At 44.8% G+C, this 23,453-nt stretch carries 15 protein-coding genes; 8 read left to right on the top strand and 7 right to left on the bottom strand.

Features of this window, described 5'->3' with window-relative positions; genetic code table 11:
* The first annotated feature begins 15 nt into the window (after window positions 1-15).
* Window positions 16-1,524 (top strand): tryptophan halogenase family protein, encoded by a 1,509-nt coding sequence (locus BAE46_RS11855; protein WP_006006064.1) that lies wholly within the window; start codon window positions 16-18, stop codon window positions 1,522-1,524.
* A 96-nt stretch (window positions 1,525-1,620) separates the two neighbouring features.
* Here BAE46_RS11855 and BAE46_RS11850 read toward each other — a convergent pair whose 3' ends face one another.
* From BAE46_RS11850 to BAE46_RS11840, 3 genes are all read right to left on the bottom strand, one after another.
* Window positions 1,621-3,534, bottom strand: coding sequence for an alpha-amylase family glycosyl hydrolase (locus tag BAE46_RS11850; protein ID WP_425307106.1), 1,914 nt, complete (start codon window positions 3,532-3,534; stop codon window positions 1,621-1,623).
* Window positions 3,535-3,635: 101 nt separating this feature from the next.
* Window positions 3,636-4,814, bottom strand: a complete 1,179-nt coding sequence (locus BAE46_RS11845; RefSeq protein ID WP_006006062.1) for a JmjC domain-containing protein — start codon at window positions 4,812-4,814, stop codon at window positions 3,636-3,638.
* A gap of 9 nt (window positions 4,815-4,823) precedes the next feature.
* Window positions 4,824-5,759, bottom strand: coding sequence for a MipA/OmpV family protein (locus BAE46_RS11840; RefSeq protein WP_006006061.1), 936 nt, complete (start codon window positions 5,757-5,759; stop codon window positions 4,824-4,826).
* A 359-nt stretch (window positions 5,760-6,118) separates the two neighbouring features.
* Between BAE46_RS11840 and BAE46_RS11835 the strand changes: the two genes are divergently transcribed.
* The 3 genes from BAE46_RS11835 to BAE46_RS11825 all read left to right on the top strand — a co-directional run bounded on the left by BAE46_RS11835 (window position 6,119) and on the right by BAE46_RS11825 (window position 8,588).
* Complete coding sequence (locus BAE46_RS11835) at window positions 6,119-6,619, top strand: hypothetical protein (protein WP_070112936.1); 501 nt, start codon at window positions 6,119-6,121, stop codon at window positions 6,617-6,619.
* Between the two features lie 122 nt (window positions 6,620-6,741).
* On the top strand, window positions 6,742-7,272 hold the full coding sequence (locus tag BAE46_RS11830) for a hypothetical protein (protein ID WP_006006059.1): 531 nt from the start codon (window positions 6,742-6,744) through the stop codon (window positions 7,270-7,272).
* Between the two features lie 317 nt (window positions 7,273-7,589).
* Window positions 7,590-8,588: a branched-chain amino acid aminotransferase gene (locus tag BAE46_RS11825; protein ID WP_006006058.1), complete on the top strand. Its 999-nt coding sequence runs from the start codon at window positions 7,590-7,592 to the stop codon at window positions 8,586-8,588.
* A gap of 44 nt (window positions 8,589-8,632) precedes the next feature.
* On the opposite strand, the gene BAE46_RS11820 is transcribed toward BAE46_RS11825, so the two are convergent.
* The 3 genes from BAE46_RS11820 to BAE46_RS11810 all read right to left on the bottom strand — a co-directional run bounded on the left by BAE46_RS11820 (window position 8,633) and on the right by BAE46_RS11810 (window position 15,274).
* Complete coding sequence (locus tag BAE46_RS11820) at window positions 8,633-11,773, bottom strand: PAS domain S-box protein (protein WP_070112934.1); 3,141 nt, start codon at window positions 11,771-11,773, stop codon at window positions 8,633-8,635.
* Between the two features lie 276 nt (window positions 11,774-12,049).
* The gene (locus BAE46_RS11815) at window positions 12,050-14,254 is read right to left on the bottom strand and encodes a prolyl oligopeptidase family serine peptidase (RefSeq protein WP_070112932.1); all 2,205 of its coding nucleotides are present in this window, start codon (window positions 14,252-14,254) and stop codon (window positions 12,050-12,052) included.
* 72 nt (window positions 14,255-14,326) lie between these two features.
* Window positions 14,327-15,274: a hypothetical protein gene (locus BAE46_RS11810; protein WP_070112930.1), complete on the bottom strand. Its 948-nt coding sequence runs from the start codon at window positions 15,272-15,274 to the stop codon at window positions 14,327-14,329.
* A 309-nt stretch (window positions 15,275-15,583) separates the two neighbouring features.
* Between BAE46_RS11810 and iadA the strand changes: the two genes are divergently transcribed.
* The 4 genes from iadA to BAE46_RS11790 all read left to right on the top strand — a co-directional run bounded on the left by iadA (window position 15,584) and on the right by BAE46_RS11790 (window position 22,299).
* Window positions 15,584-16,732 (top strand): beta-aspartyl-peptidase, encoded by a 1,149-nt coding sequence (gene iadA / locus BAE46_RS11805; RefSeq protein WP_070112928.1) that lies wholly within the window; start codon window positions 15,584-15,586, stop codon window positions 16,730-16,732.
* A 5-nt stretch (window positions 16,733-16,737) separates the two neighbouring features.
* Window positions 16,738-17,556: a cyanophycinase gene (locus BAE46_RS11800; protein ID WP_006006053.1), complete on the top strand. Its 819-nt coding sequence runs from the start codon at window positions 16,738-16,740 to the stop codon at window positions 17,554-17,556.
* A gap of 167 nt (window positions 17,557-17,723) precedes the next feature.
* A complete protein-coding gene (gene cphA, locus BAE46_RS11795; protein ID WP_070112926.1) occupies window positions 17,724-20,543 on the top strand; it encodes a cyanophycin synthetase in 2,820 nt (939 codons plus the stop codon).
* 31 nt (window positions 20,544-20,574) lie between these two features.
* The gene (locus tag BAE46_RS11790) at window positions 20,575-22,299 is read left to right on the top strand and encodes a Mur ligase family protein (RefSeq protein ID WP_006006051.1); all 1,725 of its coding nucleotides are present in this window, start codon (window positions 20,575-20,577) and stop codon (window positions 22,297-22,299) included.
* Here the strand turns inward: BAE46_RS11790 and BAE46_RS11785 are convergent.
* A complete protein-coding gene (locus BAE46_RS11785) occupies window positions 22,292-23,140 on the bottom strand; it encodes an alpha/beta hydrolase (protein ID WP_006006050.1) in 849 nt (282 codons plus the stop codon). The genes BAE46_RS11790 and BAE46_RS11785 overlap by 8 nt on opposite strands.
* Between the last annotated feature and the right edge of the window lie 313 nt (window positions 23,141-23,453).

Raw genomic sequence — 23,453 nt, 5'->3', positions numbered from 1 at the left:
CTAAATGATAGAAACATGGACACAGAAAAAAAATCAAAAGTAGTAATAGTCGGCGGCGGTTCAGCGGGATGGATGACCGCTGCTGCGCTATCGCATCTACTGCCGCGCGACCGCTTCGCCATTACACTGATTGAATCAAAAACCATTGGTACAGTATCTGTGGGTGAAGCAACTATCCCATCAATACTTGAATTTAATCAAATGCTGGGGATTGATGAGGCTGAATTTCTTAGTTTTACGCATGGCTCATTTAAACTGGGTATAGAGTTTCACGACTGGTATAAAAAGGGGCATCAGTATATGCACCCCTTTGGGCCTTATGGCGTGAACATGAATGGCATCCCTTTTCATCATTATTGGCTCAAAGATAAGCTACAGGGCAAAGAAGACCCGTTGTCTGACTATTGCCTAGAATACCAAGCGGCGTTGAATAATAAATTTTGCCATCCACAGGCACAGTCTCGCTCGGCGATGGCAAATATTAAATATGCTTATCATTTTGATGCAGTAAAATACGCCGAGTATCTATCTGCGTTTTCGGTGAAACGCGGCGTTAACAAAATCATCGCACAGATTACAAAAGTTCATCAGCATGCCCAAACACAAGACATTTCATCAGTGGCGCTTAGCAATGGCGAACTCATTGAAGGTGATTTGTTCATCGATTGCTCTGGCTTCAAAGGTCTGTTAATCGCGCAAACGCTTAAGGTGGGCTTTGAAGACTGGCGACAGTACCTGCCCTGCGACTCAGCGATAGCGCAGCCAAGTGAGTCTTTATCCACTATAAAACCTTACACAATATCCACCGCACACGAGTGCGGCTGGCAGTGGCAGATACCATTGCAGCATAGAATAGGCAACGGCTTTGTCTTCTCGTCACAGTTTCTGTCTAAAGACCTCGCTATTGACTGTTTGGCTAAACGCTTACCAAGCAAAGCCTTGTCTGAGCCACGCCAGCTAAACTGGATCAATGGAAAACGCCAACAAGCTTGGAAAAACAACTGCATTGCCATTGGGCTGTCCGCAGGATTTATTGAGCCCCTAGAATCCACAGGTTTACAGTTAATTCAATCAGCAATTATGCGACTGCTGTCGTTATTTCCCAGTGGCAGGTGCCAACAAGTTGATATCGACACCTACAATCGCTACACGGATGACGAACTATGGCGCATCCGTGATTTTATTATTCTGCACTATAAAGCTACCCAGCGAAATGACTCAGCGTTTTGGCGCTATTGTGCGTCAATGCCTATTCCTGATTCACTGCAAAATAAAATCGAACTCTATCAGTCTAGCGGGCGCATATTTAGGGAAAACAATGAGTTGTTCAGTGAAATAAGCTGGCTTTCAGTGATGAACGGGCAGGGGTTGGTACCCAAAGCTTATCATCCTTTAGTAAATAACTTATCCGAACAGCAGCGCCAACAAAACCTGTCTCATATAGCCGGTGCAATGCGCGAGGCTGAGCAACAAATGCCCGACCACAAAGCTTATTTACAGAAGTACTGCAGGGTTAGCACTTAAATGATCGCTTAATCAGGGCAACTGCCGCGGATCACTAAGCGCGTTTCAGGCGCTTTCTCTTACTTGCGCGTAAGCGCTCGCTCAACATATTCACTGTTAATCTTTTAAGCTCAGTTCATACACAAACGATCCCAACGGCGGTAAGTTAACATCTATACTGGCGACGCTGCGTTTCCTGCCCACGGTGAGTGTATTTTGCTGTTCGCTGATTAAGTCTGTTAGCGGTTGTCGCCCCTCATTAAGCTGCCACTTTACCACTAGGCTAATCGGAAGTTGTATTGTTGTGTCAACTGCTTCTTCACTAAAATTGCTCAGTACTAGCAGCGCCGTGTCCTCACTTTGCCTCACAAAAGCAAACTGCTGCTGCGAATAATCACTATCAAGCCCAATATTAAACGCATGAATACTGTAGTATGCGCCGCGCATTGCCGGGTGATTCGCCGATATATTAAGCACATCAATATAAAACTGCCTTAACGCTTTTTCAGATTCACTTAGCTGCCCGCCGTCAAACTTACCGTTATTCATCCAGCGTTGATGAGCAGGCACACCCACGTAATCAAAAATACTGGTGCGTGTAGGTAAGCCAAAACCCCCCTTTTCACTGCCGTCTTCACCTACTTCTTGACCAAAGTAAAGCATGGTAGGAGAGCGACTGATAAGCGCTGATACTACCAAAGCGGGTTTGCCCTTTTGCGCACTGCCGGCAAAATCGGGGCTGGCAATGCGTTGTTCGTCATGATTTTCTAAAAAGTGCAGCATATGCGCTTCAATATCGGCCATGCTGTGCTGTATGTCGTCAATGCTCTGCATATCCCCATTGCCCTGCATCACGCTTTTAAGGGCATCGTAAAAGTCTACTTTGTTGTACAGGTAGTCCATTTTACCTAAATGCAAATAGTCACGGTACAAGTGAGGCTGGTATACCTCGGCAAGCAGCAGTGCATCGGGGCGCTTAGTTTTAATAGATGAGTTTACAAAAGACCAAAACTCCACAGGCACCATTTCCGCCATGTCAAAGCGAAAACCATCCACACCTTTATCGAGCCAGAAGTGCACTATATCTTCAAACTTATACCATGAGTTGGGTAAATCTTGGTCTGCCCAAAACGCGTGATGCGCTTTATAATCGCGTGTTCTATATTCATCAGGCAGCCTAACAAAATCGTAGCTGCCGTCGGGTTTCACGCCGTAGTTTATCTTAACGGTTTCATACAAATCGCTGATATCGGGCTGCGCTTGCCTTGCGCCATTGCCGCTCCATTTAGCCGGTGTTTCGCTAAATGTCGCGTCGGCTAGTGGGTGTTTCTCACCGCCTAAGGGAGCATAGTCAGCAGATGTCGGTACTTGAAATGATTCTCCCACAATATAATAGAAGTTATTGTCGCGCGAGTACTCTAGATCGGTGTTGTCGTTAACACCAAAATCTTCAATACCCGCTGGCTTATTTAGCGAAACATAGTGCCGAGCCACATGGTTTGGCACTATATCTATGATCACCTTCATATCGTTGGCATGCGTGCGCGCAATTAGTGCTTCAAACTCTTGCATACGATTGCTAACATTATTGGCAAGGTCGGGGTTAACATTGTAGTAGTCTTTTACCGCAAAGGGCGAGCCGGCGTGTCCTTTCACTACATCGGGATCATCTGCACTAATGCCGTATTCGGTGTAATCTGCGATTAAGGCATGATGAGGAACGCCGGTGTACCAAATGTAAGATACACCTAGTTCGCGAATACCTTGCAGCGCTTCGTCGGTAAAATCGTCAAACTTGCCTACGCCGTTTTCTGCTAGCGTGCCCCATTCCTTATTGGTGGTATTGGTGTTACCGAACAGGCGGGTAAACACCTGATAAATGACAGGCTTGCCTTCTCCTTGGGAATGGTGTGGCAGTCCATTTTTCGGTAAATTGTCATTTTGCTTGGACATAGTAACTGGGTCCTGCTGAGAGTTCTGTTTAGCCGCCGCTGACTTGTCACTGCAGGCGCTTAATGAAAAACAAAGCATCAATATAGCGGGTATCGTAAGAAGAGGCACATTGCCTCGCGGTAAGCTTTGCACTATTAATTTTCCTTAACTGTAAATTGCATTGACGCGTGATGCGCCCTTTAATGTTGATCACTGTTTTCAGCAAAATCCCAATAACCGGCGTTGACCAGCTGCAGTAATAAATTCAGCCAGTGTGTGCTTTGCGCAGTTTGCAAGGTGAAGCCTTGGGGTAAGCCCTGCACCTGCCTGCTCTCAAGTAAGGTCACTGTTTGTGTAAAAATAGACTTATCTACCTCAAACCTATTACCATCAATGTAAAACGTAAACGTATGCAGCTGCCGCTCAGCGTAAATAGGTTTCACCCCAGGTAATTTTTCAAAGGTTTCGCCTTGTGCTACCGCCTCACTAATATCTGCTATTTCATAAAGCGACAGTTCTTGCTCAGTCGCCAAGCCTTGGCGCGACAGATACTGCAGCAGCGCTTGTTCTGCTTCAGGGCTATTTAAGAGCTCAACAATAGTGTCTTTGAGTTTATTAAGCTCATTCGTACTAACCTGCATTGGCGATGAACTTGCTACGCGTAGCTCAGCAATATCAGGGTCGCAGTAGCGGCTTTGAGCTTGCGTTATGCTATCGCTTTCATCTAATAAACCGGTGAGCGCTTCTAGGTTGGTCGGCGCCCTAAACCCAAGTGAATAGTTTAAGCATGGCGATAATGTCATACCTTTGTGTGGGTGCTGGGGTGGAATATAAATGGCATCGCCTGGCAGCAGCACTTCATCAATAAGCGCGTCGAAGTCTTCTATTTGTTTTAGTAGTGGATGCGGAATAATCAGCTTAGCGTTTGTGGTAGCATCGATGGGTAAACCTACCTGCCAGCGGCGGCTGCCCTTACCTTGTATTATAAACACATCGTACTGGTCGGTGTGTGCGCCAACGCCTGCATTTTTGGTGGAGTAACTCACCATTACATCGTCAAAGCGCCAATGGGGAATGAAGTCAACTATGCTGGCTAGTGCATTTACATCATCAATGTAATTATTTACCCCTTGCACCAGCAGTGCCCAATCACCTTTACAGTAGGGTTCAAAGTCATCAAATGGGCCTTGATGAACATCCCATGCGCCATCTGAATGCGAGACTATACGGCTGTCTACGCCCTCTTCTTGTGCTAAGCCAGCTAAGTCGTTTTCATCAATGGGATCAACAAAATTAGGCACAAACTGCCTAATTAAGCAGGGCTTTTTTTGCCAATATTCTTTTACAAAATGCTGTGGGTCAAAATTTTTAATAATCATGCGTAGGTTCTACCAGCTTGCTTTAGCGTCACTTTCATATAAACGCCATACAAAGCCTGCGCCAATACTGAAGGTAACGTCATCTTCGAATAAAGGACTGTCTTCGTTTGCTGAGCCTTGATGAAAGGAAGCGCTGCCACCCAAGAATCCGCGCGCGTTTTCAAAAACAGGGAACGAAAAACCGATGGATAATTCACTGCCTAAATAGCCGCCTTTGGCATCATACGCTTGCCTTTCGTCGCTTACAAATTCGTTGCCGACCTGATAGAAGTAATCATGCAGCTTCTCGCTTGCAAAGGTTGCGCTTAAAGATACGTTTAAACCTGTTTTTTCAAAAAGGCCGCCACGCTGTTGATAAGACAACTCTGGCTCTATTACATAGCCGCGCTGGTCAATTCTGCCAAAATCGGTGGAAAATACGGCTCTGGTTTGCAGTTTTGCGTTTAGTCGGCCATTACCGCCGCCATCAAAAGAAATGTCTTTTACTTTGTAAATGATTTCCGGGCCTACTTCAAACAAAAAATCGAGCTCAGGCATACCCTCTCGTGCGCTGTTATCTTCGCTGTCGGCGGCAAATGCCCCGCCAAAGGATAGGTCAAGCTCAACGTTTCCTTTTTCCACGACCACCGCGCGCGCGCCGCCGCCACCCACTCGAAATACATCGCCACGATATACTAAATAAGGTGCGGCTAAGGCGATAAAATTACGCTCGCTAGAGGCGGGATAGTTCGCTACGTCTATTACGCCGCCGCCCACGCCAAACTCCCATAGGGGTTGCTCTTCATCAAGCGCTTCAAAGCCAGTGAGGTTTCGGTCAGGAGATTCGCTAGTGACATCTGCGTTGGTCTTGTCGTTGTCGACATTAGCATGCGCTATTGTCGACAACGACAAGACCAGAATAGACACAGCAAAACGTAATCTTTTTGGTAGCAAGATACTGAACATTAATTTTCCTCACAAATAGCAGACTATTATAATATACTCATTTGGAGCAAAAAAGAGCAAAAACCCAACATTAATCTCCTGTTAGTTTGCCTTTATATACGGCGATATTTTATAAGAGCTATATAAGAATTACGTTTGACATCCTCCCCGCCCTAAAGGGCGAGGCTTTCCGCTCAATTCCGGTAAATTATGCCCACTGAGTGTAAAAATGACGCAAACAAGCCCACTAGCACATCGCGTTTTCAAGGGTGTCTGGTGATCTTACGCCATTTACATGATGCCTTAATCTGCAGGTGCCGTTGGCACACAACTTGAATACTCTAAACAATCGAACACAACGTTTTAGGGTGAGTGTTACAGTGATTAGGGTAATAAAAACGGTAATTGGAAGTAATGAAGACGTAGCATTCCCAATAGATGTGAACGCTTTAGAAAACGCTTATAATGCTCTCTACGACAGCTTGTCATTGCTGTCACTGGCGAGCGATTTAATCAACAGTAAAACCCTACTGCAGTGTATTAAAGACCTGCACAGTGAGCGTTTAAATAACAAAGACTATGTTCTGAATTTGTTAAAAGTGCGTGGGCAAGCGTGCCCTAACGAAACTTCTATTAATAATGAAATTGTGTCGTTATTAATAAAGCGCATTTCAAGCTTAGGTGGGTCTGACATAAAACTTTGCGAATATATTATTGAATCTGAGACAGCGCACACTGAACAAGTACTGAGCGCTTCTATGGCTGCAGGTTCTGCCAAGGTAAGCAGTATTTTGAGTGAGTTAGCAAAAGGCTTAGAAGCCGCCTGTGTGTCTTTAAGCGACTCGCTAGCCACCTATACGGTTAACAACGAGTCAAAATAGACATCAAGATAAACCCATTGTCCATTGAGGCTTGTTCTGACAATCATAAATAAACACTAACACCCTTTCATTCGGTGTTAAGCGCTTGTTTCAATTTTCTCTAGCTAAAAATAGGTAATTCTATGACTGCAGCAGTGACAAACTCACTAGATGAACGAATAATAGCAACCTACCCAACAAACGACAAAGCAAAACAGGCAAAAGTAGTCCTTATGCGCAAATTGGGCCTTCTAAGCGGCAGCATTAAAATTGTTGAGCCCAACGAAAAAACGCCGAGCGAAAAATTAGAAGGTAGTAGTAAACCCATTGGCAAAAAAATGTTGTTATTACACCTGAAATATCCAGCCATGGGCTTTTTAATTGGTATGTGTATCGCGTTCTTACTAGTGCTATTTGGTCCGGCCTTTGCCCAAATAAGCCCTATGTTTACCTTCATCGCTTTCATAAGCCATGGCGTTTTTATTGGCGCTTTTTTTGCTGGTTTTCGCTCTTTAAAGCCAGAGCACGACCATCTTAATCAGCACGCCTTGCAGGCAAAAGAACAAGACTATTGGTCACTGATCGTGAATACAAACGACACTGATATAAGTAAACAAGATATTTGCGACGAGATAGAACAAACTGAGTGTGTAGTCGTAAAAGTCAGCAAGTAGCGAACTACCAGACGATGTAATAAAATAAGCCAATACACGAAGGCCATCAACAAAGCCAACAAGGCTAGGCCAATCAAAGCATCGTGAACAAAAACACTGAACATAATAGCGTCGACTATTTTACTAAAGAGACATCCTCTATTTTCCCAAGCTAGAAAATAACTAAAAGCATTCTGGTTTATTTCTGTTGTTGACGTACACTATTCCCCAATCACCCTGTAGAATAAGGGTTACTATTGATGATCCTCGCAATAATCTATACCATCTCATATTCATTCTACAAATATGACCAACATATAACTTTAGGAAGCACGTAAATGGCTGTATTCGGTACTGTTTTTATGCCTCAAATGACAATGATAACCTTTGAAAACGAAAAATGGAGCGATGCGCAAGTCGTTAGTTCACAAAGCATAAACTTACACCCAGGTGCGCATGTTTTGCACTACTCAAGCACGTGCTTTGAAGGCTTAAAAGCTTTTCGCCACAGCGATGGCAGCATTTATACTTTCAGAATGGATCAGAACATTGCACGCTTTGCCCAAAGCAGTCAATTACTGTCGTTACCAAACGTTGATAAACAGCAAATAAGCGACATGATCCTCAATATTGTTGGTCAATACGCAAACGATGTCCCCGAGCCACCAGGATCTATGTATATTCGCCCCACACATATTGGCATCGAAGCGTCTATCGGCAAAGCCGCAGCGCCCTCGCTGTCATCTATGTTATATGTACTTTTATCTCCCGTGGGCGATTATTTTGCTGGCGGCGCTAAACCTTTACGACTGCTGCTAGATGAAGACGGTATGCGCTGTGCACCGCATATGGGCATGGTTAAAAGCGGTGGTAATTATGCCAGCGCTTTGCCGCCCATCATGAAGGCGCAAAAAGAAGTGCAGGCCGACCAAATACTGTTTTGCCCCAATGGCGATGTACAAGAAACAGGCGCTGCTAACTTTCTGCTTATCGACGGCAATGAAATTATCACCAAAGCGCTAGACTCAAGTTTTCTGCACGGCGTCACTCGAAACTCTATATTAACCTTAGCTAAAGACCTTGGTATGCAGGTTAGTGAGCGCAGCTTAACGGTAAAAGAACTATTAGAACGCGCTAGTAAACCAGGCACAGAGGCCGCGCTGTCGGGCACGGCAGCGGTGCTGACCCCAGTAGGTACATTTGTTCATAAAGATACAGAATACACAGTCGGCAGCGGCGCAGCCGGACCTACTACTATGAAGCTCAGGCAGGCACTTAATGACATCCAATGGGGTAAAGCGCCAGACACGCACGGTTGGTTAGTAAAGGTAAAATAAACCAAAATGGCTGTAACAAGCAGCACAGCAGTGTGATACGGCTTTTAAGTCGTCTTATTGACGTTCGTAAAAGCCCATTTTTTTAGTGATGCAGTTAAATTGCTTAACAAAATGGGTTTCTCCAAGTAATCATTCATGCCGGCCGCTAAACATTTTGCTCTGTCATCTGACATGGCGTTTGCCGTCACCGCGACGATGGGTATGCAATTGTCAAACAACGCATCTTCATTTGCTCTAATGATTTTACTGGCCTCGTAACCATCCATGACCGGCATTTGGCAGTCCATAAGAATTAAGCTATATGCGTGAGGCGTTTTGGCAAGAAGATGTAGTGCTTCTTTGCCATTAACGCCCAGCTCGAAGTCGTAATTTAGTTGCGTAAGCATACTGCCAATAACTTCTTGGTTGATGTAGTTGTCTTCGACTACAAGAATTTTTCGTTTAGTAAGCGAGCCTGTATGTTGCAAAAATCCATTGGAGTCTGGGTTTGAGCTGTCGCTTTTGCTGCCTAAGGTTTGCGTTAACAAAGACGAAATTAGCGAATCGGACTTTAAAGGCTTTGCTAAGTAGGCAGCAATAGCCGGCGCAGAGTTTTGTTGGCTTTTTAACGACCAAGCTTGAGAAGTCATGACAATAATCGCCGGCTTACCACACTGCTTATTATTATAAATAGCCTTGCTGAGTTCCATGGCGTTCATGTCGACAAAATTCAGGTCTATCAGCACAAAATCAAAGGCTGACTGCTCTTTATACGCTTGCTGTAGCTGCTGTATTGTATTGGCTGCAGTATTGGCAATGTGAATTTCAATGCCGCAGTGGTGCAAAAAGTTTGTAATAGCTTCTTGCACACTTTTGTTAGTATCAACGAGCAGTAGTTTCTTTTGAGCCAAAGAACTAAAATCGCTAAGAGGCGCCAAAACACTGTTTTCCTTGGCTGGTTTATTAGTAATTGTGAATGAAAAAATAGAGCCTTTTTTGAACGTGCTTTTTACCTCAATGCGTCCGCCCATCATCTCAACCAGCTCTTGACTAATGGCTAAACCCAAACCAGTGCCGCCCTGTTTGCGGGTTGACGAACTATCAATTTGCATGAATTTAGCAAAAAGCAAAGACCGCTTATTAGATGCAATACCTATGCCGGTATCAATAATTAAGAATTCTAGCTGCTGCTCTTTGGACAACTGGGCTTTTAATATTACCTCACCCTCATTCGTAAATTTAATAGCGTTACCGAGCAAGTTATTAAGCACCTGTTTTAGCCTGTCAGGGTCAATATTCACCCATTGCGGCAAGCTTGGTGCAATATTTAGCACAAGGTCGAGGTGACGATCTAATGCCAGCATTGACATAGTGTCTACTATGTTGCCAAGCAAGGCATATAAATTGGTGTGTTGGTAATTAATATCGAGCTTGCCTGCTTCAATCTTTGAAAAATCCAGAATATCATTGACTAACAGCAGCAGTGACTGACTGCTTACTTTTATTAATTTAGCAAAATGACGCTGCCGATCGTCTATGTCCGAATTAAGCAGTAAGTCATTCATACCCAAAATACCATTAATAGGCGTGCGTATTTCATGACTCATATTGGCTAAAAACTGACTTTTGGCGAGGTTCGCTTCATTTGCCTGCTGTTCAGCACGCTTTAGCTCTGTAATGTCTTGAAAGGCACCTCGTAAAGAGCTTGCAACGCCATTGGTAAACTCTGCGTAGCCCGTTGTGCGCACCCAAATAGAGTTGCCTTTAGCTGTTTTAAAAGGAGTTTGTATATCCCACGGAATATTTTCGTTAATTGCACGCTCAATGGCTTTTTCAATCAGGGGCCGTGTTTCTGGTGGATAAAAATTGATCGCATTATCTAAATCTACTGCATAATCCGGCGCCACCTCGTGGATTTTATACACCATGTCTGACCAAATTGGCGTGTTAGTCACTAAGTCGAGTTGCCAGCCACCAAGCTTCGCCATATCGCCAGTACGTTCTAATATCTCTCGCTGCGTAATTCGCTCTTTTTCTAAACGCTTGAGATCCGTAATGTCAGTTTGGATAGCCATATAACCAACGAGCACATCGTCTTCATAAAGCGCTTGGCAGTGAATTTTGATCCAATAAGGGCTTCCGTTTTTATGATAGTTAAGCAGTTCAGTATCAAAGCCTTTTTCAAAAATAAGTGAATCTCGAATTTGCTGAACAAACGCTTGATCAGTGCCTTTACCTTGTAATACGCGGCCGGGCTTAAGTCCTATAACCTCCTCTAACTCGAAGCCAGAGATACGGGTAAAACCTTTGTTTACCCAAGTAATTTTTCCATCGGGGTCGGTAATAATCACCGCATTGACGGTTTCTTCTGCGACTTTCGCTAATAAACGGTTACTTTTCAGACTATTTTTAAGGCTTTCTTGCGTATTGTAATTGTCAGTTAAATCGTAATTAACGCCTACGACTTTGCTGACTTTGTTTTGCTGATCAAGCACGGCATGCCCATAAGCTTTTAAATAACGAACCTCATTGCCTGGTGTAAGTATCCTAAAAGTGGTATCAAATGTCTTACCTGTTGCTATAGTATGTTGGACTGCATGAAGGGCTTTTTGCTGATCATCTGGATGTAAAGACTCATTCCACGCAGACACGGTGCCATTGAATGACTGGTCACTGCGCTGATACAAAGTAAACATTTGCGCGTCCCAGATCAGTTCCTGAGTATGTATGTTAAATTCCCAAACGCCTATTTGTGCCGCCGCTTTTGCCACTTTTAAACGTTCATTGCTGCGCATTAATTCATCTTGCACACTTTTTAAGCCAGACAGCTCACAAATAGTCGCGACCAGTCCTTCAGATGAAATTTTTAAATGCAGACTTACCTTGAATTTTCGCTTATTTTGATGGATGGCAAAGAAGACTTCATCAGTACCGCTCAACACTTTACTGTCTTGCGCGACAGTATGTTGAAAATAGCTATTTAAGGCTTGCACGTGTGAGGGCACAAATAAGTTTGAAATGTTCATCTGACTAAATTCTAGACTTGAATACCCATATAAATCAACTGCCGCTTTATTCACATATAAAATTTTGCCGTTTAAGGCACATTCTATTACAGTATTAGCAGTTGCATCTAAAATGGCTTGTAGCCGTCGTATTTCTTGGCTTGCGCGTAATGCTGCTCCAGAGGCGCTTTTTGATCTCATGCCTTATCCTTAAAAATTGTGATAATACATTGCCCCTATCGACCTGCAGGTGCGGTTTTAAGAAGTGAAAACAAGGAGCAAAATAGCATGCTTAAATGCAATGCGCCCGTTATGCAATAGTGTCAAGGCCTGAGATGGACTACTCAACATTCTGTAGACTCTTATCTAAAAACGACTCACTGATCAATCAACAAGCGACATAAATGTGTTTGCCCCGCTCAATGAGTTTTTTGACATGTTTACGAAAAAGACCTCCTTAAAAGAAGGCCTTTTTATTTACTCCACTTTAAGCTGGTCCAATGACATAATACCCATGTTATACAATGTGAAACCATAAATATCTGCAAATTGCTCAATGGTTTTACTAATTGGTGTGCCTGCGCCATGCCCGGCGTCTGTCTCTATGCGAATTATAGTGGGATTGTCACCTACTTGGTATTGCTGCAGCATGGCCGCAAATTTGAAAGAGTGAGCTGGCACAACGCGGTCGTCGCGATCCGCAGTAGTAATCATGGTGGCGGGGTACTCAATACCCGCTCGCACATTGTGCACCGGCGAATACGCTTTCAGATATTTGAACATTTCTGCACTTTGTGCAGACGTACCGTAGTCATATGCCCATCCTGCACCGGCGGTGAAAGTATGGTAGCGAAGCATGTCAAGTACGCCTACCGCTGGCAGCGCGACTTGAGCTAACTCAGGGCGCTGAGTCATTACTGCGCCTACTAATAAGCCGCCGTTAGAACCACCGCGTATGGCTAAATACTCGCTGCTGGTATAGTTTTCGTCAATTAAGTATTCGGCGGCGGCAATGAAATCGTCAAACACATTTTGCTTGTTCATTTGTATCCCTGCCGAATGCCACGCTTTACCATATTCTCCACCACCGCGAATATTCGGCACTGCGTATATTCCGCCAAGTTTAAGCCAAGCTGACACAGTTGCACTAAAGCGCGGCGTAAGGCTTATGTTAAAGCCGCCGTAGCCAAATAAAATGGTCGGGGTTTTACCGTTCAATACAGTGTCTTTACTGTGAGTGATTATCATCGGCACCTTGGTACCGTCTTTTGACGTGTAAAAAATTTGTGTAGACACATATTTATCGCCGTCAAACTTTGCCTTAGGCTTATTGAATAAAGACGATTCACCGGTGTTCATATCATAAGCATATATCGACGTTGGGGTGATGTAGTTGCTAAAGGTGTAAAACGTTGAAGTGTCTTTGGCCTTGCCGTTAAAGGTACCCGCGGTGCCAATGTTAGGCAATGTCACTTCTCTTATTTGTTTACCAGATAAATCGTATTGGTAAACTTTAGAGATAGCGTCAACCATATATTTGGCAAATATAAAGCCACCGGCAGTACTTGGCACTAGCACGTTGTCGGTTTCGCTAATGACGTCTTTCCAATTGCTAATGTTAGGCTCGCTCGCATCTACCATAACTATTTTGGTGTTAGGTGCGTCGTGGTTGGTTACAAAATAAAGTTTACTGCCCACATTAGTGAGCATATAAACGTCTGATGCTACGCTATCTTTTACCGTCATCCACTCACTATTGGGTTTACTTAAATCTTTGAGGAAAGCGAGGTTGCCCGAGGTGGAATCCGCCGCGCTTACCATTAAGTAACGATTGTCATCACTCACCTGCGCGCCTATATAGCGGTGTTTTTCAGCGTCGCTGTGGCCAAATACTTTCACGTCCTGTGCCTGTGGCGTATTTAATTCGTGGAAATATAGCTTATGCTGGTCGGTTTTTTCACTTAATTCAGAGCCTTCGGGTTTATCATAGCTAGAATAGTAAATACCCGCATTTTTATACCATTGCATACCGCTAAACTTAATCTCTTTGAGCGTGTCGCCTATTTGCTCCATGGTAGTGGTATTAATAATCGTTATTTCGCGCCAGTCGCTGCCACCGGTCGAGGTTTGATAAGCGGCCAGTGTGCCATCGTTAGTGAACGATAAGCCCGCTAAAGACACCGTACCGTCTTCACTAAACCCGTTAGGATCTAAAAATATCTCGGCTTGCCCATCGTCTTTTTGGCGATACACAACGCTTTGATTTTGCAAACCATCATTCTTGTAAAAGTAGGTGTAGTCACCTTCTTTGAACGGCGCTGATACGCGCTCGTAATCGAGCATATCGCGCACCACGTCAGCAATTTCATTGCGATACGGAATATTCTGTAAATACTCTTGCGTGGTTATATTTTGCGCGGCTACCCACGCTTGAGTTTCAGGGCTACGATCGTCTTCTAGCCAGCGAAAAGGGTCGGGTACGTCTTGACCAAAGTAGGTGTCTACAACATCACCTTTTGTCGTTACTGGGTAAACTAGCCTGTCTGCATTCACATTTTGCGCACTGCTTACTTGCGCACTGGCGGTGTCAGCTTCATCTATTTTAGGTTGGCAGGCCATTAATAAACCTCCCATTGTTAACGCAATAGCGCCTTTTAACAATACAGGTCTTGTAATTTTCATATGCTTTCCCATTTATTTTTATTTAATAGTAAATCTAATACTCGTTCTTAATAAGTAGCGCTACGGTGATTGTTACAGTGACCATTTCAACCCTGCCAGCAATCGGGTTCTGTCTTTTACTGCGTCGTAGCGAACAAACCAATCGAACTGAGTACTGGCAAGCGCGCCGCTTAGCTCACCTGAAAACCCATGGCCAGTGCCTAAAAAGTCCTCTGTCAACTCAGCGCGCAAACCAAAGTTCTCACTGACGTAACTATAGTGTGCGAAGTATTCAACCGAATATTCACTAATTGAGAACTCGCCTTCACCGCCTAATACTGCTTTTGTCTTAGCCGAGTCTAAGCGGCCGACTACTTCACCAAACAAGGTAATATTGTTGTTGTACTGGTAGCGCAATTCGGTACGTAAAAAATTCTCATTCTTCATTCTTTCGGCACTAAGCTCATAGCTCCAAATATCATTAATTTGAACAGAGTACTCTACTTCTACATAGTCAAACTCATCCGGTGCGTTAAGGGCTCTTGCGGGGTCAAGCGAAGTAAGCTGGCCCACGACTATTTCGAGGTTGTTGTCGCCTATAGCACGAACATGACGCACACCTTTAATCCAACCGTATTTCGACAAACCAGATGACGAGACACGGCCCTTGTAAGTCGGAATAATACCGAATTCAGTTTTGCCATAGTCACCTTGGTGCCTTCCAAAGACCCGGCGTACATATAAGTGATCTGCACTGGAATCGTTAAGCGTGTTGTGACTTGAACCAAATTCGTCGCCAGTTACCGCAAATGCGTTTACGCTCCAAGTGTCGTTGAAACTAATTTGTGGACGATATCGCACACGGTATTGGTATCTTATTTCTCTTGAAGAACGATCGTCTGCACGCAGCTGTACGTCTAGTTTTTGTGAAAACGACTGCGCGCTTACTGACCCTACATTCACTAGAATGAGCACTGTACTAAGAATTAAGAAGCATGCAAGGGTGGTGAGTGCGCTGTTGCGCGGCACTAAACTGTCCATAGATAATTTTTTGATAACCTTTTTTTAACACTATAATTACTGTTAACTATACCCTAACTTTGCGCATTATTTTAGACTTTTGTAGGCATTTAGCGTGGAATTTCAGGGAGGTATTAAACAAGCCTAAAATCTGCCCTAAACGTGAACACTCGCAAGCGCATAAGCGGCTTTATTGACGCTTTATTGACGCTTTATTGACGCTTTATTGACGCTTTAGTCGATCTTATAAGTGCTTGTTTTGTTGTAATTAACGAATAAACCTTTAGAATTGCGCGCACGTTATAAGCAACAACTCCTGCGAGCCTTTTTTTGATTACCCTAATAAAGAATGCCAATGTTTATGCGCCAACTCACCTTGGCTTAAAGCACGTGGTGGTTGCTCACAGCAGCATTATTTCAATTACCGATAGCTGTCCAGACATTGGGCTAGAGCATCAAGTAGTCGACGCCCAAGGCTGCGCGCTCATACCCGGCTTTGTTGACGGGCACACGCATTTAACCGGTGGCGGTGGCGAAGCTGGGTTTTCTACCCGTGTGCCGCCAGTACCATTGAGTAAATTTACCAGCGCCGGGGTAACCACGGCGGTGGGTTTGTTAGGTACCGACGACATTACGCGCTCTACCGAGTCGCTAGTTGCGCAAGTTTACGCGCTGCGCGAAGAAGGATTTTCAGCCTACTGCTACACCGGCGGCTATCACTTACCACCCACTACCCTAACCGGCTCGGTGCAACGCGATATTGTATTTATTGAGCCTGTAATAGGGGTGGGTGAGCTTGCCATTAGCGACCATCGTTCAAGCCAACCCACGCTAAATGAGCTGCTAAAAATTGCTTCCCAAGCCCATGTAGCTCGCTTAATGACAGGTAAAGCAGGGATGTTGCATTTACATTTAGGCGACGGCGCAAGTGGCTTAAGCATGGTAAGAGATGCGCTTGAACATGCTGAGATCCCGCCTCGCACTTACAATCCAACGCATATTAACAGGCAAAAATTTCTGTTTGAAGAGGCCTGTGACTTGGCCAAAAAAGGCTGTTGGGTTGACGTAACTGCATTTGAGACAGACGGTGTTGGCTATGAGCCGGCTGAGGCTTTGCTGCGATATATGGGACAAGACTTACCCCAGGACAAACTGACCATTAGCTCAGATGGCGGCGGCTGTTTACCCGACTTTCACGCCGACGGTAGCTTGAAAAAAATGGCTTTTGCGGCGTCCCAATCTATGACAAATGTTTTTTACGAACTGCTCGACCACGGAGAGAATATGACGGCTATACTGCCCTTTTTTACCCTAAACGTTGCCCAGTTAATGAATTTTCATAAAAAAGGACGTATTGAAGTAGGCGCAAACGCCGATATTTTAATATTAGATAAACGCAATAAAATAGATCATGTAATGGCCATGGGCCAGTGGCATGTTAAACATAAACAACAATTGCTAAAAGGCACTTTCGAGTAAATATTATGCCCTCTCCTACAATAGACGGCACTCTTAGAGGATATGTAATCCCTATTGGTGGCGGTGAAGAAAAAATGAACAACCCCGAAATACTGAGCAAGTTTGTTAAGCTTTCAGGCGGTAACGACGCGGTTATTACGGTAGTGCCCACCGCTTCTCAACTAGACGATACTGGCAAACGCTATCAAAAAATATTTGAAGAAATAGGCGTTAAAAAAACCTATTCGTTGCCTATTACCGATCGCAACGACGCTAAAAACCCTGCTTACGTAAAGATATTGGAAAAAAGCACCGGTATTTTCGTCACCGGCGGAAATCAACTTAGGCTATCGACAATTTTAGGCGGCACCCCTATTGCGCAAGCAATACGCCAGTTAAATGCTAAGGGTGTTAATTATGCAGGCACCTCTGCAGGGGCTGCGATAGTATCGCAGCATATGATCACGGGCGGCAGTTCTGGCACCGTACCCACCGAAGGCGGTGTAAACTTAGCCCCCGGCATGGGCCTCATTAATACTATTGTGGTAGACCAGCACTTCAACGAACGTAATCGCTTAGCACGCTTATTGTCGGCCGTATCCTTCAACCCATTTCTTGTCGGCATAGGACTAGACGAAGACACCGCTGCATTTATTGACCATAACAACGTATTTACAGTAGTGGGCAGCGGCGCAATTACGGTAGTAGACCCCAGTGACATTGAATATTCATCAATGGCTAAGGCGCGCGCAGGCGATGCCCTGACCTTGCTAAACCTCAAAGTGCATATTTTATCGTCTGGCGCCCGCTACGACATCGGCGAACGAAAAGCATACGTGAGTTAAGTCTGTCGAAATTATTTTACTGTAATTGAAAACATTCAATAATCAAAGGTAGCGAAAGCTACTTTTTTTATGTAGCTTATAGGCATGAGAGTGTCGTTTTCCTTTTAAACTGAGATACTTCGCATAAAAATAATAAATTGTAAAATTAGCAAAGGGATTCCGTCTCAATGAAAATTCTAAGTCGCAATGTATATGTCGGGCCAAATGTATATGCCAACTTCCCCGTCATTTGTTATCAAATAGATTTAGGCGAGTTAGAAAACTGGCCTTCAGTCAAGCTTGGTCATGACTTTATTGAGGGCTTAGTGAAAACTATCCCTTCTTTGCAAAGCCATGGCTGCTCGTACGGCGAAACAGGCGGGTTCTTGCGCCGCCTGCGCGAAGATGAAGGCACTTGGGTTGGACATATATGGGAGCATGTTGCCATTGAGTTACAAAACCTCGCAGGTGTAGCAGTTACCTTTGGACGCACGCGTAGCCTAGCCGAAAAAGGCACTTACTATGTTGTGTATCAGTATCAGCAGCAAGACGTTGGACTTGAAGCAGGCGCATTAGGGCTTAAACTACTCAATCATTTAATGCCTGAACATATCCAAAAAACCATAAACGCCAAAATAGAAGACGACTTCGACTTTAGCCAAGAGCTTACCGACTTCATCAAAATGGCACAGCGTAAAGAGTTTGGTCCTAGTACGGCGTCACTCGTTAACGCAGCCCAAGCGCGAGACATACCTTGGTTGCGGTTAAACAACTACAGTTTAGTGCAGTTTGGCCACGGTAAATATCAGCAGCGAATTCAAGCAACCATTACCAGCGAAACTAAGCATATTGCGGTAGAAATTTCCTGCGACAAAGAAGATACGCACAATTTATTGAATGATCTAGGCTTACCCGTGCCCAAGCAGATGATGGTCTATGATGAACGTCAAGCCGTTCGAGCGGCCAAAAGAATCGGCTACCCCGTAGTGGTAAAGCCATTAAACGCGAATCACGGGCGCGGAGTGAGTATTAACTTAACTACCGATGAAGAGATTGTTACTGCCTTTCAGGAAGCTTTAAAATACGGCACTGGCCGCGCCGTTTTGCTTGAAAGCTTCATAACCGGATATGACCACAGAATGCTGGTGGTCAATAACGAATTAGTAGCAGTGGCTAAACGCGTTCCCGGACACGTAAAGGGTGACGGCGTAAGTACGATTGAGCAGCTTATTAATATTGTAAACCAAGATCCAAGGCGCGGTGTTGGGCATGAAAAGGTATTAACACGCCTAGAGCTAGACAGTCAGGCAAGCCGTTTAATGGAAGAAGCCGGCCATACTAAAGAAAGCGTATTACCCAATGGTGAAGCATTTTACTTACGTTCAACGGCAAATCTTTCTACCGGAGGCACTGCCATAGACGTCACCGACGTGGTCCACCCTGACAATCGCGACATGGCCATTCGCGCTATTCGCGCCATTGGACTTGATATAGGTGGAGTAGACTTTCTGACCGACGATATTAGTAAATCTTATAAAGAAATTGGCGGCGGCATTTGTGAGTGTAATGCCGCGCCAGGTTTTAGAATGCACGTAGCACCGAGTGAAGGTAAGCCTCGTGATGTCGCGGGTAAAGTTATTGATATGTTATTTCCCCCAGGCACAAACTCACGCATTCCAGTAGCCGCAATCACAGGCACAAACGGTAAAACAACCACCTCTCGTATGCTAGCCAGTATTATGAAGAGTGCAGGCTATACCACCGGCATGACCTCCACCGACGGTGTTTATATAGACGGCCATTTGACCGTGAAAGGCGACATGACCGGCCCCACTTCAGCCCAAATAGTACTGCGCGACCCAAGCGTAGACTTTGCCATTTTAGAAACCGCACGCGGGGGCATTATAAAACGTGGTTTAGGCTACACTACGTGTAATGTAGGCGCTTGTTTAAACATTTCTGCCGATCATTTAGGCCAACGCGGCATAGACACTTTAGAACAGCTTGCACAAATAAAACGAGTAGTGGTGGAAGTCGCTCAAGACTGTGTAGTCCTCAACGCCGACGACATCAACTGCTTACAGATGGCAGAATTTTGCAGCGCTAAACAAATTTGTTATATCACCATGGACTCAGGTCACGGGTTGGTGCGCCAGCATATACGCCAAGGCGGTATGGCGGTTGTATTGGAAAAAGGCATAAACGGCGACATGATCACCATTTATGATAAAGGCGCTCATATCCCGCTATTGTGGACGCATCTAATCCCAGCCACTATTGAAGGCAAAGCCTTGCATAATGTGCAAAACGCTATGTTTGCCACGGCCATGGCATACAGTTTTGACACATCGCTAGAAGACATTCGCCAAGGTCTTCGCATATTCAACACCTCATTCTACCAAGCGCCTGGCCGATTGAACATATTTGATGAGTATCCTTTCAAAGTGATCTTGGACTACGCCCACAACCCTGCAGCAATTAGGGGCATTACTGGTTTAGCCGGACGCTTAGACGTAAAAGGCAAGCGCCGTTTAGTCATCGCGATGCCTGGGGATAGACGTGACGAAGATATTATTGATGCTGCAAGTGCGGTTGCCGATACCTTTGATACCTTCGTGTGTAAAGCAGACGACGATCGCCGCGGTCGTGGCGTTGACGAAGTCCCCCAACTTCTCAAAGCATCGCTGATGGCAGCGGGCGTTGATGAAGCCAACATACAGGTAATTCCAAGTGAGGTGGACGCGATTGATGCGGGCTTAACTAGCTGTCAATCAGGAGACCTGCTAGTCGTATTAGGCGACAACATCACGCGCTGCTGGAAACAAATTGTGCATTTCAATGAAGACGGCGACAAAACGATATTGGAGGGCGAGAAGCCATCGCAAGATTTCCCCGAAAAACTGTTTGAGTATGTTGAGCATAAATTTGAACTTCAAGAGGGCTCTCGATTAGTGCAAGACGAGCGCGGCGTGCACATAGTGGTTGACCGCGATGAAGATTCTGACTGAGTAAAAGTGAAGTAGAAGGATAATGCCGAACATGCAGTTAAGTTTAGACGAAGTGCGCCGCCTTACGGGTCCCAACTTGTTATCGGATTACCCTGGCACCATTGCCGACGTATTTATTGAAGGTATAAGCCAGCAAGAAGTAATTATTTGTTGGCAAAAACAACTTGATTACTGTCTTAGCTCTCTTGGCTGGCAAGAGCAGTACTTTCACCGACTATATGAAGGCGGCGCGAGTATGTCATTAAGTGCTCCCATGGACTTGCTATATAGCGCCTGCGACGTATTAGAGTTAGCCTGGGACTGCTGCGTTGATGAACTTAAGGGCGAACAAAACGCCTTAAAAGATGAACGGCTCTTAATTTTGCAAGAAGCGATTAAAGAAGAGGCAAATCCCAAACTAATTATTTTACTTAACGCTGCCCGTCAACACGGCGTTTTGTGTTTAAGCGACGATGACGAAGTAAGTTTAGGCTCAGGTACGGGTTCTCAAACGTGGTCAATAGACGACTTCCCGGATGCTAGCGAGGTAGACTGGGAGCAATACGCTCAAGTGCCACTGGCTTTAATTACAGGCACTAATGGCAAATCAACCAGTGTAAGATTAGCCGCTCAAATTGCAAAAGCCGCTGGTATGCAGGCAGGGGTAACCTCAACGGACTTCATTAAAGTGGGTGACACTATTATTGATGATGGCGATTATTCAGGCCCAGGCGGAGCGCGAATGTTGTTACGTGATACCCGCACAGAAATTGCTTTTTTAGAAGTTGCTCGCGGCGGTTTATTGCGCCGCGGTTTACCGGTTAATCTCGCCACCGCATCTTTAGTGACCAATGTAGCCGGCGATCATTTGGGTCAGTACGGCATAAATACGATAGATGAAATTGCACACGTTAAACTAATGGTTGCCAAAGCTATTAAAGGCGCTGGCGACTTCATTGTACTAAACGCCGACGACAAAAGGCTGGTCAAATTCGCGCCTGAGTTTTTTTTAAAAGATGCTGTAGCCCCTATTTGTTGGTTTAGTATGCACGCTGACAACCCCATAATATTGGCGCAAATTCAGCAGCAGCGGCCCTGTGTATATGTCGACAATAATCAAATTATCTATAGCTATAGCAGCACTGAGGTCATCGCGCAAATAGACGAAATTCCAATGACTGTCTCTGGCACCGCCAAGCACAACATAGAAAATGCGCTTGGCGTAGTAGGCTTATGTAAAATAATGGGGATTAGCACTAGTGCGATCCATACGGGCCTTATGCGCTTTGGACAAAACCCAAGTGACAACCCCGGACGCGGTAATATATACCACGTCAAAGGTGCCACCGTAGTTGTTGATTTTGCCCATAACGCGCACAGCATGCAGGCCGTTATGGATATGGCGCAAAACATGGCCAATGACTTGCCTAAAGAAGGTCGCATTACGGTGTTGTTTAGCAACGCCGGAGATCGCTCAAACACAGAAATTTACGACGTGGCCAACGCCGTGTTCGGTTTACAGCCCGACACTTACATACTTGCAGAAATTGAAGAATACCTGCGCGGGCGAGAAATGGGCGAGGTATCAGCCTTAGTTAAGTCTCACTTACTAAACAAAGGCGTAGCGAGTGCCTCTATATTCGAAACCATCGATCCTATAGCGGGCGTTAAATTAGCGGTGCAAAACGCCAAGCCAGGCGACCTCCTGCTGCTGTTTGTGCTAGCTAAGCGAGAGCAAGTGCATACTTACTTAACGGGCTCAACTTTCTCTACCTAAGATGTCTCATGAAGAAATCATCTATGTCTTTAGGAACAGGCAAATCTGAAAGATTTGCCCAGCTAAACGCCGCTACAGAAGCCGCGTGTCCGCCATCTTCGTAAATAATCGTTTCAACAATGCCGCCTGCCTCCTCTATTCCAGCTTTAAGTTTTTCTAAATTTCTAATATGCACTGTTTCGTCTTCACCAGTGTAAAGTAATAGCATCGGTGGTTCGTCACCATCAATAAAATTGGTCACAACTAAATTGGGGAAGTTTTCAGGTGGTCCGAAGATATCTCTTACATCGGGCGCTTGTGGGACAAAATCATAAGGCCCAGAAATACCAGCAAACGCATTAACAATGCCAGGCGAAAGCTGATAAGCACCTAAGAATGACTCATCCGCAACGATTAGCGCCCCTAGATGAGCGCCCGATGAATGACCAGAAACAAACAAATTTTGGTTGCCCTTATACTGACTAATATTGTCATAGACCCATGCAAGCGATTTGGCTGCGTCTTGCGCAAAGACAGGAAATTTTACCTCGGGGTAAAGGCGCGTATTGGGCAGCACAACGACATACCCCATGTTAGACAATGTCATTCCCACGAACTTGTACTGTTCTTTAGAACCTTCAGTCCAGCGACCACCGTGAAAAAACACCACTACAGGAAAGTTCTCTTTCTCAACTTTAGGGATATAAATATCTAAGGCTTGGCGCTGATGCTCGCCATAAGAAACGTCTTTTACTATTTCCCCCTCATAACTTATCAAGGGCGCATTCACTAATGCAAACTGCAAAGGAGTACAGGAAAACAGGAACGCTGTAAGGGTTATTGAGGTAAAAGCTTTAATCATGGTGTTATTTCTCTTTGTAGTGTTATTGCTGTGGTGTGCTGTACTGTGCTGTTACTATTGCTATTTATACAATATTGCAAGATTAGTGCAATAAATTGACCGACATAATGGCTCAACTATTAATAGTCAACTTTTACAAAACCATCCACAGTTGAGACATAAACACATAAAACGTTCAAAAAATGTATAGCACTGTAAATTGGAAGGATAGAAAATCGCCAGACTCTGCAGTAGATAGTCAATTTCAACGTGTAAATTATTCACACCACTGTAAAAGATGGCCTAAATTTAAGTTCTCCACACAAGATTACCT

Origin of the sequence: Glaciecola punicea (assembly GCF_001756615.1) — a bacterium.
Lineage (GTDB): Bacteria > Pseudomonadota > Gammaproteobacteria > Enterobacterales > Alteromonadaceae > Glaciecola > Glaciecola punicea.
Note: the sequence above shows the minus strand (reverse complement) of the source record. Positions and strands in the feature narration are given on the sequence as shown.

What these genes read in the sequence shown, in the direction of transcription:
- BAE46_RS11855 (WP_006006064.1), top strand. Translation starts at nt 16, where the DNA reads ATGGACACAGAAAAAAAATCAAAAGTAGTAATAGTCGGCGGCGGTTCA.
- BAE46_RS11825 (WP_006006058.1), top strand. Translation starts at nt 7,590, where the DNA reads ATGGCTGTATTCGGTACTGTTTTTATGCCTCAAATGACAATGATAACC.
- cphA (WP_070112926.1), top strand. Translation starts at nt 17,724, where the DNA reads ATGAAAATTCTAAGTCGCAATGTATATGTCGGGCCAAATGTATATGCC.
- BAE46_RS11785 (WP_006006050.1), bottom strand. Translation starts at nt 23,140, where the DNA reads ATGATTAAAGCTTTTACCTCAATAACCCTTACAGCGTTCCTGTTTTCC.
- BAE46_RS11815 (WP_070112932.1), bottom strand. Translation starts at nt 14,254, where the DNA reads ATGAAAATTACAAGACCTGTATTGTTAAAAGGCGCTATTGCGTTAACA.
- BAE46_RS11820 (WP_070112934.1), bottom strand. Translation starts at nt 11,773, where the DNA reads ATGAGATCAAAAAGCGCCTCTGGAGCAGCATTACGCGCAAGCCAAGAA.
- BAE46_RS11840 (WP_006006061.1), bottom strand. Translation starts at nt 5,759, where the DNA reads ATGTTCAGTATCTTGCTACCAAAAAGATTACGTTTTGCTGTGTCTATT.
- BAE46_RS11850 (WP_425307106.1), bottom strand. Translation starts at nt 3,534, where the DNA reads ATGCTTTGTTTTTCATTAAGCGCCTGCAGTGACAAGTCAGCGGCGGCT.
- BAE46_RS11830 (WP_006006059.1), top strand. Translation starts at nt 6,742, where the DNA reads ATGACTGCAGCAGTGACAAACTCACTAGATGAACGAATAATAGCAACC.
- BAE46_RS11790 (WP_006006051.1), top strand. Translation starts at nt 20,575, where the DNA reads ATGCAGTTAAGTTTAGACGAAGTGCGCCGCCTTACGGGTCCCAACTTG.
- BAE46_RS11800 (WP_006006053.1), top strand. Translation starts at nt 16,738, where the DNA reads ATGCCCTCTCCTACAATAGACGGCACTCTTAGAGGATATGTAATCCCT.
- BAE46_RS11845 (WP_006006062.1), bottom strand. Translation starts at nt 4,814, where the DNA reads ATGATTATTAAAAATTTTGACCCACAGCATTTTGTAAAAGAATATTGG.
- BAE46_RS11810 (WP_070112930.1), bottom strand. Translation starts at nt 15,274, where the DNA reads ATGGACAGTTTAGTGCCGCGCAACAGCGCACTCACCACCCTTGCATGC.